This window comes from Amphibacillus marinus (assembly GCF_900110345.1).
GTDB lineage: Bacteria > Bacillota > Bacilli > Bacillales > Amphibacillaceae > Amphibacillus_D > Amphibacillus_D marinus.
Genome location: NZ_FODJ01000001.1, coordinates 260,768 through 278,153, shown reverse-complemented (window position 1 = coordinate 278,153; position 17,386 = coordinate 260,768). Strand labels below are relative to the sequence as shown.

Here is a 17,386-nt window from a genome sequence, read left to right as displayed (position 1 = left end):
CAAATCCCTCCTAAGCTACTATTATAGCGTAAGTTCCTTTTGTTATGCTACTGTAAACAAAGAATAGGCAAAAGAAAGGGAATATAAGATGGACAAGCTTAATTTACGAGATTTTAAACGAATTATCCTACAGCAGCGCTGAATGAATTGATGATCAATTCGTAACGGAAAACCACGCACTGCTGATGTCTGAGCCACTGTTGACTCGCCTTACCAAGCATAGCTTATAATTAAATCATGAAGATGACTTGTTTTTTCGTAAATGTATCGTTAAGATAAGTTGAGTAGATTTGTATAAAGGAAGGAATTACTGAGATGAATCAACAAAGCTATTTAACTAAGATTGATAGCCTAGACCGTAAAGGCTCGGGCCGCGCTGTTGTATGGCGTGATACCGGTCAGGTTAATCCGAAGAAATTAAAATTAACAATACCACAAACAATCCCTGGTGAACAGGTACAAGTAACGGTCGATGATCCTGAGAAACGCTGGGTTCGTGTTCTAGCAGATGAGATTGTCGAATCAAGTGAGGAGCGCGTTGACCCGGACTGTCCTCACTTTAACCTGTGTGGTGGCTGTATTTGGCAACATTGGTCATACAAGGGACAATTACAAGAGAAAACGCGTCATGTTAAACAGTTTCTTGCTAATCAGGGATTTGATTCGTCCCTTGTTCACGATACGATGGGGATGGAAGATCCTTGGCGCTATCGGAATAAAATGGAATTCACCTTTTCAGCAGATGGTGAGCTAGGTTTACATGAGCAAGGCAATTTCCGCAAAATCATTCCATTGCACACTTGTTTAATAGCAGGTAAGCAAATGGTGGATGCCGCGCTTATCGTCGCCAATTGGGCTAAAGATCACCAGTTATCTGGTTATAACAAAGATAAACACGAAGGCTTGTTGCGTCATTTAATGGTTCGTCAATCATTTGTAACAGGCGAGCTGATGCTGGGGTTATTTGCCACTGAGCCACCAGTAGCCGCTGTAAACGACCTGATTGCTCGCGTTCAAACCAACTGTCCAGAAGTAAAAAGCTTGATGTGGTTTGAAAATCGTGATTGGGCAGATCGCACCCAATCAGAGCAAGCCCATCAGCTCGCAGGGCGTGATTTTATCTATGATGATATGCTCGGTTATCGTTATCGACTTTGGTTCGATACTTTCTTCCAAACGAATCCAACACAAGCAACCAAGCTTGTTGAGCTTGCCTTGGAAATGGCACAACCAAAGCCGAATGAAAAAATGATTGATCTATTCTGTGGCGTTGGTACCTTCTCGCTTCCATTTGCAAGCAAGGTCGGTGCATTGGCTGGGATTGAGATTGTTGAGACCTCTATTGAATCAGCGAAGCGAAACGCTGCTGACAATGGCATCAGCAATACGACTTTTCTAGCAAAAGATGCTCGTCATGGCATAGATCAAATTCTTGAGGAATTTGGTGCACCTGAATTACTTTTGCTTGATCCACCTCGATCCGGGGCTGGCGGGAAGGTCATGCGCCGTATTGGCCGCGCCCAACCTGAACGAATTGTCTATGTGTCGTGTAATCCTGAAACGTTTGCGGCAGACATTAAAGAACTCGAGCCGTTTGGCTATCAACTAATTGAGGTTCAACCTGTAGATCTGTTTCCGCATACTATGCACGTCGAGTGTGTGGCGTTATTGTTAAGAGTGGCTGAATAGAAAAAAGAGAAAAACTATCAACAAAGGATTTTCAGACATAGGTACCTCTGCTAGATTGTTAGAGATGCTAATGTCTAAAATCCTTTGTTTTTTCTAAACATAAAAAAGGACTTGAACCTCACGTTGCGTTATGTTTTATAATGCATTCATGGGGGTAATAACTATGAAGAATTTAGTAAGGTTTCTAACAAGGGATAAAGAATTTAGAATATTTATTGTTGATGTTAGGAGCATTTTGGAGTGCAGTTATTTCAAAAATATGAAAACAGATTTTGCAAGGCAACTTTATACAAACATATTTATTAATTGTTGCTTGTTACGCGGTTTTATAACTGAAATGGATCAACGGATAAGCGTAAGTGTTAGGTTTAAGTTAGCTGGTCATACTGCCCATTGCGAGATAGATGGTAGTGGAAAAATTAGTTGTGTTTTTTCTTCCAGCCTTACAAATTTTAATGGCGTATTTGAAGACCTTATTGGACAGGGTGCAACCCTTTCTATGTCAAGAGGCAGTTGGACTGGCGGGATGTTTACTGGAACGGTAGAATTAACCGCTACTTCTGTTGATTCTTGGTTTTCATATTTTTATGAGAAGAGTGAGCAGACAAAGACAATCTTTCAAACATGGAATGCGAACGGAATTGTAAGAGGCTGTATGGTTCAACCACTTCCTCTTTATAGTAGGAGCAACCTAAAGAATATAAAGGAATATATTTGCAACCTAGATATGATTTCAATTAAATGGGCAAATATCCCTTATGAAATTTCTTTATTTGCAACGAAAGTAGATGAGTATGATCTGCTAAGTGCATGTAATTGTTCAAAAGATTTTTTTTCGAAAATCTTAATGTCAATTGAAACCAACGAACTAATAGAATCAATTAAAGCTGAGAAAAAGGAAGAAATGGAATGTGGAATATGTGGTGAAAAGTATCTATTTAATACAGATGATTTAAAAAATATTGTTAAAATTATGGGAAGTGACCAAAGTGAATAAGCTTCTTAAAATTGGGGAATTAGCCAAGATGTCTGGTTTAACAATCAGAACATTACATTATTATGATGAAGTTGGCTTGCTCAAACCAACTCAAATGACAACTTCTGGACATAGGCAATATAATATGGAGTGTGTAACAACCCTTTATAGAATAGCAGCAATGAAAGATTTAGGATTTAATTTGGATGAAATAAAGAATTTAATGATGACTGAGAATATTGACATTAGTGAGCTTATCGAAATTCAGCTTTTAAAAGTCCAAGCTGAAATTGCAAAGAGCCAACAACTGTATGGTAAGCTATTAAAATTAAAACAAAGACTTAAACTTACTGAAAAATTCTCAATAAATGAATTTAAAGCATTGGTACCATTTATTAATTACTCAGCGGATAAATATTTTACAAGGGAACAGTTCGATAAATTGAGAGGCAATATAGGTGGAGACAGCCCAAAATTAGAGAAAGTATTAGCAAACTGGTTATTTTTTATTACAAAGTTAAATTATTGTTATAATAATAAGTTGCCTAATACGGACTCAATTGCTTTAGAATGTATAGATTATTGGAGAAATATTGAAAATGAGATAATTGGACAAGATGAGAACCTTAAGGAATCAATATTGTTATTTCATAACGATATTGATAATTTCCATCTAAGATATGGATTAACTGACGAACTCTACAAGTATTTAAATGAATTAATAAAATAGTCAATTAACAAGTTTAGTTACTACTAAACATTCAATAGTGCTGCTGAAATGGGAAAGACACTGATAATTTTAAAAGTGCTAAACTAATCTTTATATTTTCAAGAACATCTTATAACCTAAAAAAACTTAAGCTCGGTATATGTTCGTTGGGACAACGTATCGAGTTTTTTAATGTGGATTAAGCTCATTTTTGAATTAGAAGCAGGTTAATGATAATAATCTAATCTATTAAGACAACAAAACTTTACCATATGTAAATAAAACTTTACATTTATTTTAATCTGTCATATAATAAATGTATAAAGTATTATTTAAGGAGGCAAATCATATCAATAATCAAGAAATCTTGAAAAAAGCTCGCCAAGAAAAAACGGATGAGCGGGAAGAATATATTAAAAATAAAGCATTTAATATTGGCTGGATCAGTGTATCTGCGATTATCTTAGTGCTCATTTTACTTCGTTTATTAAATAACGAGTCAGCTAATGATCTATTGATGATTATAATGGCGCAAACAGCAGCATCTTCTTTTTATCAATATGCTTATATGCGAGATAGAAAAATTTATTTAGTAGCTGGTATTATCAGTACAATAGCTGTATTGCTTTCTTTAGCTGCGCTGTTGAGTCAATATGGTGTTTTTTAAATGAACAGCGGAATAGACCAGCTTACGCTTAAAAATCGATTAAAAGTGGCACGGGCAGAGCGGAATATGACACAAGGTAAATTAGCAAATACAGTAGGGGTTTCAAGGCAAACCATCAGCTCGATTGAAACAGGGCAATTTAATCCAACCGCAAAGTTAGCACTTCTTTTATGTATCGCACTTGATAAAAAATTTGAAGATTTATTTTATTTTGAGTAAAAATATCTAGGGCTTTATGGTGCATACAACGATATATAAATTCATGCTAGAGCGACATTATTTTACGTTGTGAGGAGTGAAAGTTGATGACACTTTTGTGCCAGTCATTAAAATCGAATCCATTGGGGTACAGAGCGGGTTAATATTTTTAGTCTTTCTCTTAATGGTCAAGTTGGGAACGCATATAAGCAATTATGAATTTCATGTATAATAGCAAATACGCAAGGTAGTAAAACAAAAGCGTTGTTAAACTCCTGGTTTTTAGGACCTATGTAACATTCCTTTTAGGTTATCTCTAATTAACAGAGTGTAAGGCCTCAATTTTAATAATCAGTTAATGACAACTTCCTTTTCGATAATGTGACGTGCAGTATCTCGGTTTAGGTTAACGCAAGTCCAGTTTACGTAAACGTAGCCAGTGATTTGTCGTCCCAGATTAACGCAAGTCCAGTTTGCGTAGACGTAGCCAGTGATTTGTTGCCCCAGGTTAACGCAAGTCCGGTTTGCGTAGACGTAGCCAGTGATTTGTTGCCCCAGGTTAACGCAAGTCCGGTTTACGTAGACGTAGCCAGAGATTTGTCGCGCCAGATTAATGCAAGTCCAGTTTGCGTAGACGTAGCCAATGATTTGTTGCGCCAGGTTAACGCAAGTCCGGTTTACGTAAACGTAGCCAGTGATTTGTTGCGCCAGATTAACGCAAGTCCGGTTTACGTAGACGAAGCCAGCGATTTGTTGCGCCAGGTTAACGCAAGTCCGGTTTGCGTAGACGTAGCCAGAGATTTGTCGCGCTAGGTTAACGCAAGTCCAGTTTACGTAAACGTAGCCAGTGATTTGTTGCGCCAGATTAACGCAACCCTGATTTGCGTAGACGAAGCCAGCGAATTGTCGCACCAGGTTAACGCAACCCCAGTTTGCGTTAACCTGGCGCAAACCAATGAAGTATGTTAAGTGAGGATCAGCCAACGGTGCTAACAATCAGTGGCGTTAAAGAGATAATATTTGAAGAAGAATAGAGTCTGCCCTAGGTTAATAAAAAATTCAGCTCTAACTATTTACAACAGTTAGAGCTGAATTATAATAAAGTTTAGTTATTGTCCTCGTGAATAATTTGTGAAGGGGGATACCCAGCTACTTTTTTGAAGACGCTCGTAAAGTAGGCTGGGTTATCAAAGCCAACTGCCTCGGCTGCTTCATAAATCATATAGTCGCCAGTTACGAGCATTTTTCGTGCAGCTTCAATTTTTGCTTTGGTTACATATTCTTTGAATGAAATCGCCATTTTTGTTTTGAACAATTTACCTAAATAATTTCTAGAGATAAATAATTCTTCAGCAATTTCATTCAAGGTTAAGTTTCTGTTCAAGTTATTGTCAATATAAGCAATGACTTGATTTATTAACTTAGAATGACGGGTATCGTCTTGGAAAATTGGTTCTTGTGCTAATTGATCAATTAAACCTTGAAAGAAAAAGTCAAGTTCTCGCCATGATCGAAAATGGACAAAGGTTTGGTAGAGATCGGTTGATTGGAAGAGATCATCTAATGTATAGATACCATTTTCATGTAATTCATATTTAAAAATAGTGAAGATCTCGATGCCAATCTGCACAGTAATTGCCGGTGCAAATGTAAAGGTACTGACTGTTTTGAAAAAATCATCAATCGTAGTCTGAATTAGTTGAATATTAGTTGATTGAATAGCACGAGACAACTGCTTCTTAATATTGGGTAATTCAATCGTTAGTGTATCCGACGCAAATGGCAGTTTCATAGCGAGCAACTGGTGAACATCCGCAATGAAATCATGCCATTCTGTTGAATAATGGGCGCATTCAAATTGTAAATCCACTTTCAACAGGGATAGTAAGTTTTCCTTAATTGCTCGTAGGGCTTTGCCAGCTAACACGTTAAGTGCTTTTCCCGCACAATCTTTTTTATAAAAGCAGAGAAGATGATTAATTTGATCAACTTCAATGTAGTAGTGATCAAGCTCATGCTCTGCTATGGTGTCCTTAACAATATTGGCTATCGCAAAGCTAAGAAGCTCGTAGTTATGTGGTGCGCTAACAGCATCCTTTAAGTGTTTAAAGTTTAATTTGACCGGAAGATGGAATTGCTCTGGCCATCTGTTAATAAAGCGACGCTGGTTCGTTTGCAGACTAGCATGGTCAATATGACCTTTAATAGCAAGTTCAATTAAGCCTTCAGCAAAATATTTTTCATACTGTTTTAGTTTTAATCTAAACTGCTGATTACTGCGTTTCTTTTCTTGTTCTGCTGTTAATTGATTAAGTACATCCGCAATTGTAGTTAGAATAGTCGAGCGTGAAGCTGGCTTTGACAGGTAATCGACAATGTTTAGTTTTAAAGCTTGCTGCGCATGTTGGAATTCAGAGTAGCCACTTAGGATTATAATTTTCTGATTAAAGCCTTGCTGCCGTAGCTGACGAATCATGTCAATGCCGTCCATCATTGGCATATAAATATCTGTAATGATAACATCCGGGAGGGTTGTCTGAACAAGATCAAGCCCTGCTTTTCCATTGTTCGCCGTACCTACAACTGTACATGGTAAACCTGACTGCTTCAGAGTAGCTTCCATACCCGCGACAACTTGATAGTCATCATCAATAATAACGACATTCCAATTCATGTGATTCTCCACTCCTTTTACATTTACCCAAGTTCATGTTGATCTGTTATAAATGGTATATTTATTTGCACCTCTACACCACCTTGTTGGTGATTAGATAGGGTTAGCTTTGCTTGATAGTTAAAATAATGTGTCAAACGTTCTCGGACATTTTGAATACCATAGCCACCACTTTTGGAATCACCTTGCTTTTTTTTGAAGGAATCAGCACCAATCCCATTATCTTTAATACTAATAATAATCCGTTTGTCCACTTGTGTGACAGAGAGTTCAAGTTTACCATGGGCAATGCCAGCTAAACCATGCACAATGGCATTTTCAACAAAAGGTTGAAGCGTAAGCTTGGGAATTAAGGCCTGCTTGACTGATGCTGCTACAGTTAGATCATACATAAAATTGCCTTTCATTCGGATTAATTGGAGCTTTAAGTATTTTTCGAGATAATCAACTTCATTCTCAATTGTTAAAATACTTTCACCATTCGATAGGCCGATCCTTAGCATTTCACCGAGTAATTCAATAATTCGGCTCATGTCATCATCACCATGCTCAATGGCGCGCCAGTTAATTTGATCCAGCGTATTATATAAGAAATGGGGATTGATATTAGCTTGTAAGGCTTTTAATTCAGCTTGCTTGTGTTGTTTATACTTTTTAATATAAGAGTGGTGTAACTGCTCATTACGATTAATTAGGTTTTTATAGCCTGAAAAGAGCTGACCAAACTCATTTTTGTAATCATCAGGAATTTGTTGCTGTGAACGATTTAGCTGGTAATGGTTCATTAAACATGTAAGCTCTTTAATTGGTTTAGTAAGTTGTTTTGATAATAATAAAGCAATAATTAGAGCGACACTAATGGTAATTACGCCAAGTGAAATCAAGCGTTGTGCAACAAGTACACTAGATTGTGTAAGGGCTTGATAAGGTGTTACCCCAATAAGAGTCCATTGATAGGGGAGCAGTGCGCTAGTCACAATGAGCTCATCATCGATTGTATGTGAATGCGTTTGTTCGGCCGAATCGGTTAGAATATCTGGCCGATAAAAGTTTTCGCCAATACCGGCTACATTGGTACTTGCTAGCACATGGCCTGTGTTATTAACTAAATAAAGTGTTGAAGCAAGATCAAATTTCCGTAGCCAATTCTCAACAATTAATGGGTCTAAATTAACAACAAGAATGCCTTCGGTTTGTCCGCGTGCGTTTTTAATCACCCGCGCGTGGCTAATAACACGGTCCTCACCATAGATCATTTCAATAGAGCGAATGCCGACCCACGCTGCGGCATATTCATCGAAGACATTCATCCACGTCGTTTCGAGAGCTTGCTCCAGTTCACCATAGCGCACTGGGTTTTGAATATTATTGGTAGGCGGCTCGTTCATAAATATCTCAATAGAATGCACGCTACCATTGGTATAGACTGTATTGGATAGGTCTAGGGTTAATAAATTGGCCTGATAATAACTCGTTCCACCACTAATAACATTGCGTAAATTAGATTGACGTGCCATGACGACAGCATTATTCTCAATTGAACGTAATTGCTCGTTTAAGCTCTCTTGAATAAGTAACAAGTTCGTCCTCTGTTGCTGTGCGGATAAATTGACAATTTCAGTGACGGAAACACGATAGTTCACTGCTATTATAATGGCGATAGAAACTAAGAATAAAGAGGTCATACTTAAAAATAATAGATGTTTGAATGAGTACTTTTTAAACAAATCAGCACGCCCTAACTCAAAAGAGTTAATTTCTTATAGAGAAAGTTGTTTTTTTATATAGAAATTAGTAGTTCTATTATATATAATAGTGTAAGGGTTTTCAATGTATCTTTAAAAATATAATAGCATAAGTGGAGGCAATTTAAATGAGAAAAGCGTTTAAAATGAGGGTTCACCCCGATCAACATGATGAGTATTACAAACGACATCAAGAGCTCTGGCCTGAGCTACTCGCTGTGTTAAATGCTCATGGTGTTGTTACTTATGGCATTTATTTAGACAAACAATCCAGCGAATTATTTGCGTTTTTAGAGGCATCAGACGAGGAGCAATGGGAACGGGTTGCAGCCACAGCCATTAATCAAAAGTGGTGGACATATATGGCACCAATTATGGATACCAACTCAGACCAAAGCCCAGTAACAATTGCGCTTGATGAAATGTTCTTCATCAAAGGGGGTGAATAAGTTGAATATTGGGATTAGAGCACACGACATAGAGAACAAGGATCTCCTTGATTTAACTAAGAAGCTTGCGGCTAAAGACATACATGCCATTCAATTTGCCCTAAAGAAATCAATTAAGGAATGGCCGATTAACACCGAGAGCTTAAATACTGGGTTGGCTAGAACCGTTGCGACTCACTGTCGTGATCACCATATTGATATTGCTGTACTTGGCTGCTATATCAACATGATTCATCCTAATTTAGTAGAACGTCAAGATGCACTTGACTACTTTAAAGCGCATATTCGCTTTGCTCGTGATTTTGATTGTAGTATTGTTGCATCTGAGACGGGCAGTGTCCTTGAGGAGATTATTTATACAGAAGCGAATTTTACGGAGGAAGCATTTGAGCTTGTTGTGGCGAGCGTGCAAGAATTGGTTAATGAAGCAGAGCGGTTTGGTGTAATTGTCGGCATTGAAGGTGGTATCAATCATCCCATCTATTCACCACAAATGATGCAACGATTAATTGAGCGTGTGCCTTCTCATAATCTTCAGGTCATCTTTGATCCAGTTAATTATTTAACCTTAGCGAATTATGAGCAACAAACAGAAGTTATTGATGAAGCATTTGAGTTGTTTGGCGATCGAATTGTTATTGTTCATGCTAAAGACTTCATTGTTGCAGACAACCAACTAAAAGTTGTTCCGGTTGGTCATGGTAGATTGGACTATCCGCATTTGATTAGCAAACTTCATCCGAATAAACCGTGTCTACCAATTCTATTAGAAGAAACACAGGAGCCTCATATTTCAGCAAGTATTGATTACTTAAAGAATTGTTTGAAAGAGAATTAGCTTAATGGAGGGATCTTAATGACAACAATTAAAAAAGAACGCGTCATTGAAAATATTGAATTATTAGCACAAAATCTTGCCAAAATTACCGATGATACGGGAGAGTTTTTACTTGATTTCGACGGGCTGATTGTTGATGATAAAAGCTGGCATGTCTGGAACTGGCCGCAGGGTGTTGGTCTATATGGCCTCTACCAATATTGGCAATTGACAAAAAGTGAGACGGCTATTCATATTTTAACAGAATGGTTTGATCAAAGACTTATGGAAGGCTCGCCACCGAAAAACGTGAATACAATGGCTCCTTTATTAACAATGGCTTACTTATACCAAGATCAAGGTAAACAGGAGTACTTGCCATACTTGGAGCAATGGGCTGACTGGGTAATGTTTGATATGCCACGTACCGATGAAGATGGTCTCCAGCACATGACCTATGGTCCAGAAAATAAAAATCAATTATGGGCAGATACATTAATGATGACTGTACTGCCATTGGCAAAAATAGGTCAATTACTTAATCGGTCTGATTACATTGAAGAAGCTAAGCGCCAATTTCTCTTACACATTAAATATTTAGCAGACAAGCAAACTGGTCTTTGGTTCCATGGCTGGACATTTGAAGGCCACCATAACTTTGCATCAGCACTATGGGGGCGGGGAAATTGTTGGGCGACAATTTCAATACCAGAGATTATTGACATGCTCGATCTGCGCAAAGGAGATTTTCTATTTGATTATCTCGTTAGCACATTAACTAGACAAGTTGAAGCACTTGAAAAGTTGCAACATCAAGGTGGTCTATGGCATACATTAGTTGATGATTCTTCTTCTTACCTAGAAGCTTCAGCTTCAGCTGGATTTACTTATGGCATACTTAAAGCTATTCGTAAGCGCTATTTACCAAAGCGCTATTTACCGGTAGCCGAGCGTGCTTTAGAGGCGATCATCAATGAAATTAATGATCAAGGAGCATTAGAGAAAGTATCTATTGGAACTGGAATGGGTGATGATCTTGATTTCTATCGTGAAATTGATCAAACAACGATGCCGTATGGTCAATCCTTAGCTATCCTTTGTCTTACTGAATATTTATATATATATGCGTAAACTTAAGTCTTGTAAAGCTAGATAAAGGAAAACCAATCTGTGATTAACATTCACTAGATTGGTTTTTCTATTTGAAAGCGAGCTCACTTATAAGACTAATTGCAGTTACTTCTAAAGCTAAGTTTAAATGCACAACAAGCTTAATTAGCGTGATTACGTATAAAGCTGGATGATGATAGCTTTTGACTGAAATGTCTGCAGTATGAACACGTGTTATTAATTAACAAACAAAACAAAAGTAAAAATAGTTGTTTTGTTTGTTTTTGTTTTTGGAAATATTGACTTAGAAGCAGTTTAGTCGTATACTAAGGGTAAAAGTGGAAACGCTTTCTTTGGAGGTGTTAATTATTAATGCAGAAGAAATTTGACGTAAGAGAAAGCTTCACCTTAAATGGTGCGACGTTTCAGATCGTATCAGGTGCCATTCACTATTTTAGAATTGAGCCAGCATACTGGGAGGATCGGCTACAAAAGGTTAAAGATATGGGCTGCAATACAATTGAAACTTATGTACCTTGGAATGTGCATGAGCCTGAAAAGGGAAAATATCAGTTTTCGGGGCAATATGATCTAATAAGGTTTATACAGTTAGCTGAGCAAATCGGACTATATGTGATCTTACGTGCATCGCCATATATTTGTGCTGAGTGGGAGTTCGGTGGTTTACCAGCATGGTTGTTGAAAGATCCAGCAATGCGAGTACGCAGCTTGTATGAGCCATTTATTCAGCATTTGTCTGATTATTTCCGTGAATTATTTATACACATTGCACCACTTCAAGTTGATCAAGCTGGCCCGATCATTTTAATGCAAGTTGAAAATGAATACGGTTACTTTAGTAACGAGAAAGCGTATTTAAAGCGTCTTGTACATATTATGAAGGAAAACGGTGTGACCGTGCCACTTGTAACATCAGATAGCACAAGACAAAGCATTTTAAACGCGGGTTCAATCCCTGGATATGCGCTACCGACAATTAATTGTGGGAGTGATTTGCGGGAACGAATTCATTCCCTGCGCACACTTATTCCCAATAAACCCTTAATGTGTATGGAGTTCTGGATTGGTTGGTTTAACGTCTGGGGTGGGCTACATGAACGTCGTAACTTAGCAGCCATTAACCAGGATTTACTCAATATGCTAGATATCGGCCATGTCAATATTTATATGATTCACGGTGGGACCAATTTTGGTTTTATGAATGGTGCCAACTATTACGAGCGTGTTAAAGATGACTATTACAAAGAAGAATATGCACCTGCTACCACATCGTATGATTATGGGGCACCAATTGATGAGTCAGGTGAATTAACGGAGAGTTATTATCGCTTCCAAGAGACAATTGCAAAGGCGTTCAACCAACACTATTTTGAACGCCCAACGACACCAATTGTATTAAAAAAAGCTTATGGAAGTTTTCTGGTCAGCGACAAAGTTGGCTTATTTGAAGTGTTAGAGGATTTGGCTTCGCCTATTCATTGTGATTATCCTGTCACGATGGAAATGCTTGATCAGGCTTATGGTTATATTCTGTATCAAAGTCAGCTTGGAAAATTACCATTGAAGCAATCGATTAAGCTGCTTGGAACACAAGATCGTGCGCACGTTTTTTTAAATAAAACGCATCAGTTTACTGCTTATCGCGACAGTTTTTACCGGAAGGAATATATCCAGCTCAGAGAGAATCAAGACAATCAATTAGCTATTTTAGTTGAGAACATGGGCCGCGCAAACTTTGGTCCCTACTTAAATGACCAACGTAAAGGGATTGGAACAGCGGTCATGTTAGATGAGTATCAGCAATCGGGTTGGGATCATTTTTGTTTACCACTCGATAACTTAGCTAATTTAGATTTTGAAAAAGCCTATCAATCTGGTTTGCCGGCTTTCTATCGCATTACATTTGAGATTGATCAAGCGGTCGATACTTACTTAGCACTACCTGGCTGGGGGAAAGGTGTTGTCTTTTTAAATAATTTTAATCTAGGACGATTCTGGGAGGAAGGTCCCCAGCAAAGTTTGTACGTACCAGCACCAAAGCTCAATATAGGAAAAAATGAGCTTATCATTTTTGAAACAGAAGGTAAGGCTGCATCCAGTATTGAATTTGTAGCAGAGCATGTTCTAATGAACAAGGAGGATCATAATGACGGAGATGAGACGTAATTTAGAAGCTTTAGATCGGGGATTAGTAGCAGTTAAAATAGAAAGTGGGATTTTTTTAAGTTGGCGAATTGCAATTAATGAATATGAATCAACAACATTTGAACTCTACCGAAATAATAAGCTGATTGCCTCGTTCACTGATTCTGAGAATAGTAATTATCTAGATCGTGACGGTAAAGTTGATAGTAGGTATTATGTTAAATCAATAACAGGAAATAAAGAAACCGTCTCAAAGAAAGTAAGTGTTCTTGAACAACCTTATTTCGATATTCCAATGAATAAGCCAAAAGACGGGGTCACACCAACCGGAGAGCTTTACACCTACTCGGCAAATGATTTATCCATTGGTGATGTAACAGGTGATGGACGCTACGAAATCTTTGTCAAATGGTACCCGAGCAACGCCAAGGACAATGCCCATGATGGCTATACTGGTCCCACATATTTAGATTGCTATACATTGGAAGGTGAGCAACTCTGGCGCATTGACTTAGGCATTAACATTCGCTCTGGAGCACATTACACGCAATTCCTTGTTTATGATTTTGATGGAGATGGAATTGCCGAACTCATCTGTAAAACAGCTGATGGCACAATTGATGGTATTGGAAAGGTTATTGGTGACCAAGCAATGGATTACCGGAATGAAAAAGGCTTCATTCTTGAGGGTCCAGAGTATTTAACATTATTTGACGGAGCAACTGGTGCAGCGCTTGACACGATTAATTATAAGCCAGATCGAGGTGCCCCTGGTAGTTGGGGCGACTTTGATGGCAATCGTATTGATCGCTTCTTAGCTGGTGTTGCTTATTTAGATGGAGAAAAAGCAAGCGCTCTTGTTTGTCGGGGTTATTATACACGAGCAGTTGTGGTGGCATACGACGTTAAAGAGAACAAGCTAGTAGAGCGCTGGTGTGCGGATTCGAGTGATAATGTGCCAGAATTAGCAGGACAAGGAGCGCACTCGCTTAGCATTGCTGATGTCGATCAAGATGGGTTTGATGAGATTGTCTATGGTTCAGCAGTAATTGATCATGATGGTTCCTTATTGTATTCAACAGGCTTTGGTCATGGTGATGCGTTACATGTCGGTGATTTTGATCTTGATAATCCGGGGCTAGAGATTTTTATGACTCATGAAGAGAGCCCGCATGAGCATGGCTTTGAACTGCATGATGCTAAAACCGGTAAGGTACTCTTTAGTGTTCCATCCGAGTCTGAGGATATTGGTCGTGGCGTTGCTGCTGATATCGATCCGCGCTACAAAGGCGCACAGTTATGGGGCTATGCACCAGAATTGAATGAAAGAGTTCCAGGTACAGAGAGTTTTTATACCAGTAAGGGCGAGGTAATCGATGGACCAGTACTACCGGCGAATTTCGTTATCTGGTGGGATGGTGATTTGGGCAGAGAAATTCTTGATCATGAGTTTGATCCAGAGCAACAAGCGGGTGTGGGTACAATTTACAAATGGAATTGGCTAACAAACGAGGCAGATTTACTGCTCCGAGCAGACGGAACGTTATCTAATAATGGTACAAAGGGTAATTCGAATTTGCAGGCAGACTTATTTGGAGATTGGCGTGAAGAGGTCATTTGGCGCTTGGCAGACTCAAGTGCGTTAAGAGTTTATACCACAACAGATTTGTCTGAGCATCGACTTTATACGTTAATGCATGATAGTCAATATCGTGTTGCAGTAGCATGGCAAAATGTGGCATACAACCAGCCGCCACACCCGAGCTTCTATATTGGCTTTGATAAGGATCAGATGAATGTCCCTGTCCCTGATGTGAACTTAATTCAAAAAAAATAGTGTAACAGAAGGTGGGTATATGAAAAAAATATTAAACCATGTTCGGCGTTACGTATTAGAGCCTCAACTGTCTTCTTATCGTTTTTATCGCAAGCAGATTGTCATTTTCTTAATTGTTATTTGTGTACCAAGTCTATTAATTGGCGCAATGATTTATGTCTTTGGTGCCAAAGAATTAAAACAAGAAATGATCAGCGCGCATAATGAGCAAATTATTAATCAAGTTGATTATATCGATTCACAGATGCAGAGTCTTGAAGTGAACTTGAACTATTGGACGCATGAAAAATTGTTTTTTAATGATTTAAATACGATAAATTTTCAAGAGCAGTATCAGATGGCTGATGAAATTAAGGGGTCGTTATTCTCTAAACAGAATGGCAATAGCCTTATTGAGAAGATAAGCGTCTATGTTGATGCAGAGGACCCAATTTTATTTAATCCTCAATTTAGGTGGGTTGATGAACAAAGAAATAAATATTTCCAACAGTATGTCAAGCATGAAGATACCTTCTTCTGGGACCGTAATGTACTAATGGATGAGTCAGATGAACATCTTTTTCCATTGGTATTAGTGAAAAATATTCCTTCACTACAACAAAATGATCGTAATAGTGCATCCTTTATTGTTGAACTAAATAAGAACGCCGTCATGCAAATGATTGACGGACTAAGTTTAGCAAGTGATGGCTTTTCGTTTATTATTGATAAAGAAACGGGCGTTATTATTACTTCGGATCAACAAAGTCAATTGTTTTTCAACGATGTTCTTATGAGACAAGGAATTGAGAACGGTTCCTTTTCAACAACTTGGCAAGGGACTGATTATTCTGTCACATCTGGAACAATTGGACGGGTAAATGCCGAGTGGATATATATGTCAGTTGTGCCGTTGTCTTTTATTGCAGAACCGATCAATTATTTATCAAGAACGATTGTAATCATTAGTTTAATTGGCTTATGTCTGTCTTTTATTATTGCAAATATGACTTTTAAATCTCTTAATAAGCCAGTTGAAAAAGTGCTCGAGCTTGTGAAAGGGAACTCTGGAAGCAGAAGTAATCCATTACAGCATATCGAAACAACCTGGAGAAAACTAAATAATGAGAAAGATATTCTCGAAGAACATGTGGACGGACTAAATAAGAAATTAATTAGTAATTTCTTTTTTCAATTAATTGAGGGCTTTTTAGCAGAGCACAATGAACATGAGCTTCGACTAAAGCTAGCTCAATATAATGTGAGCCTCTCAAACGAACAGCTAAGATATCTGGATATTGAGACCGTTAATCCTCGACAACAAGCTTTAGTCATTGATTTGTTAGATGAGGTATTTTCAATCAATCATTATGTGATGACTTTTAATAGTCGTTTTATCGGTGTTATTTATTCTTATATGGATACCGATCACTTTAATGCCCAAATGGATCGCTTCTATCAAATGGTAAACAGGAATCAAAATTACGAGGTTGTGGTCATGTATTTGAGTCAACCTGTTCAGGATTTAACAGATTTGAGTGAAGGTGTTGAGCAAATCAGACAAAAAAAATATCTGATGAATAGTTATGAACCAACATGCTTAATTAATATGCCCGAGCAAGTAGAAAACGATGACAAGGGCTACTTACTTTATCCATTTGCAATTGAGCAACAACTATTAAGTGCGATTCGTACCCATGATAAGACAAAGATTTCTGTGGCTATTGATCAATTTATTGAAAGGGTCTGCCAGTACGATGAACGTGCTATCCAGTATAGTTTTTTCCAACTTTACAGTGCTATCCAAGGGCATTTCTTACAAGAGGGTTATTCACCAATAGAGCTTTTTTCTGGAAAGAATATGGTTAAAGAATTGCTTCATAGTTACGATTTAACAGCGTTAAAGGAAACCATTGTTCAAGCTGTGATTGAGCCGTATCTTCAAGTTGTTCAACAGAAACAAGTGAGTAAGCATGATTTAATTGTGAAAGAAGCTGTTGCCTATATTGATGAAAATTATATGTATGATCTGTCACTTGAACAATGTGCGGATGCACTAAATATTAACTCTTATCGTCTAAGTAAGCTGTTTAAACAAGGAAAAGGGATTAATTTCATTGATTATTTGACAATGCTCCGCATTGAAAAAGCAAAACAGTTGTTGACTGACAGTACCTTAAAAATTCAAGATATTGCGCTCTCGGTCGGCTATCGTCATAGCTATTTTAATCGCATTTTTAAAAAGCACACAGCAATGACACCGGGACAATTTAGAGATAAAAGTCAGGCTGGTTTAATCAACGCTAAAGTATTTAATTTATCATAGATTCACTGAATGTAAGACACCTAATCGAGCAGACGAGGGCAATT

The 17,386-nt window shown here is 37.9% G+C and carries 13 protein-coding genes; 11 read left to right on the top strand and 2 right to left on the bottom strand.

All coding sequences use genetic code 11. The features are described 5' to 3' along the window. Positions 1-306: 306 nt before the first annotated feature. The 5 genes from rlmD (at position 307) to BM000_RS01305 (ending at position 4,260) form a co-directional block, all read left to right on the top strand. Positions 307-1,689, top strand: coding sequence for a 23S rRNA (uracil(1939)-C(5))-methyltransferase RlmD (rlmD, locus tag BM000_RS01325; protein WP_425425153.1), 1,383 nt, complete (start codon positions 307-309; stop codon positions 1,687-1,689). A 163-nt stretch (positions 1,690-1,852) separates the two neighbouring features. Then, a complete protein-coding gene (locus tag BM000_RS01320) occupies positions 1,853-2,686 on the top strand; it encodes an Hsp33 family molecular chaperone HslO (protein WP_091493904.1) in 834 nt (277 codons plus the stop codon). Then, entirely contained in the window at positions 2,679-3,395 is a 717-nt protein-coding gene (locus tag BM000_RS01315) for a MerR family transcriptional regulator (protein ID WP_091493901.1), read from the top strand. Before BM000_RS01320 ends, BM000_RS01315 begins: the two co-directional genes overlap by 8 nt. Positions 3,396-3,690: 295 nt before the next feature. Then, positions 3,691-4,041 (top strand): DUF6442 family protein, encoded by a 351-nt coding sequence (locus BM000_RS01310; protein ID WP_143063870.1) that lies wholly within the window; start codon positions 3,691-3,693, stop codon positions 4,039-4,041. Continuing rightward, complete coding sequence (locus BM000_RS01305; protein ID WP_091493896.1) at positions 4,042-4,260, top strand: helix-turn-helix transcriptional regulator; 219 nt, start codon at positions 4,042-4,044, stop codon at positions 4,258-4,260. Positions 4,261-5,344: 1,084 nt separating this feature from the next. On the opposite strand, the gene BM000_RS01300 is transcribed toward BM000_RS01305, so the two are convergent. Both BM000_RS01300 and BM000_RS01295 read right to left on the bottom strand, forming a co-directional pair. Beyond that, positions 5,345-6,913: a response regulator gene (locus BM000_RS01300; protein WP_091493893.1), complete on the bottom strand. Its 1,569-nt coding sequence runs from the start codon at positions 6,911-6,913 to the stop codon at positions 5,345-5,347. Positions 6,914-6,936: 23 nt separating this feature from the next. Continuing rightward, on the bottom strand, positions 6,937-8,640 hold the full coding sequence (locus tag BM000_RS01295; RefSeq protein ID WP_091493890.1) for a sensor histidine kinase: 1,704 nt from the start codon (positions 8,638-8,640) through the stop codon (positions 6,937-6,939). A gap of 146 nt (positions 8,641-8,786) precedes the next feature. Between BM000_RS01295 and rhaM the strand changes: the two genes are divergently transcribed. From rhaM to BM000_RS01265, 6 genes are all read left to right on the top strand, one after another. Then, positions 8,787-9,107 carry an L-rhamnose mutarotase gene (gene rhaM / locus BM000_RS01290; RefSeq protein ID WP_091493888.1) on the top strand — a complete coding sequence of 107 codons (321 nt, stop codon included), beginning with the start codon at positions 8,787-8,789 and terminating at the stop codon, positions 9,105-9,107. Beyond that, positions 9,100-9,945 carry a sugar phosphate isomerase/epimerase family protein gene (locus tag BM000_RS01285; RefSeq protein ID WP_342708144.1) on the top strand — a complete coding sequence of 282 codons (846 nt, stop codon included), beginning with the start codon at positions 9,100-9,102 and terminating at the stop codon, positions 9,943-9,945. The genes rhaM and BM000_RS01285 overlap by 8 nt, the downstream gene beginning before the upstream one ends. 18 nt (positions 9,946-9,963) lie before the next feature. Then, complete coding sequence (gene bglB, locus BM000_RS01280) at positions 9,964-11,055, top strand: beta-galactosidase BglB (RefSeq protein WP_091493885.1); 1,092 nt, start codon at positions 9,964-9,966, stop codon at positions 11,053-11,055. A 351-nt stretch (positions 11,056-11,406) separates the two neighbouring features. Then, positions 11,407-13,221 carry a glycoside hydrolase family 35 protein gene (locus BM000_RS01275; protein WP_091493882.1) on the top strand — a complete coding sequence of 605 codons (1,815 nt, stop codon included), beginning with the start codon at positions 11,407-11,409 and terminating at the stop codon, positions 13,219-13,221. Beyond that, positions 13,202-15,037: a rhamnogalacturonan lyase gene (locus tag BM000_RS01270; protein ID WP_245751544.1), complete on the top strand. Its 1,836-nt coding sequence runs from the start codon at positions 13,202-13,204 to the stop codon at positions 15,035-15,037. Before BM000_RS01275 ends, BM000_RS01270 begins: the two co-directional genes overlap by 20 nt. A 19-nt stretch (positions 15,038-15,056) precedes the next feature. After that, positions 15,057-17,342, top strand: coding sequence for an AraC family transcriptional regulator (locus BM000_RS01265; protein WP_091493880.1), 2,286 nt, complete (start codon positions 15,057-15,059; stop codon positions 17,340-17,342). Positions 17,343-17,386: the final 44 nt, after the last annotated feature.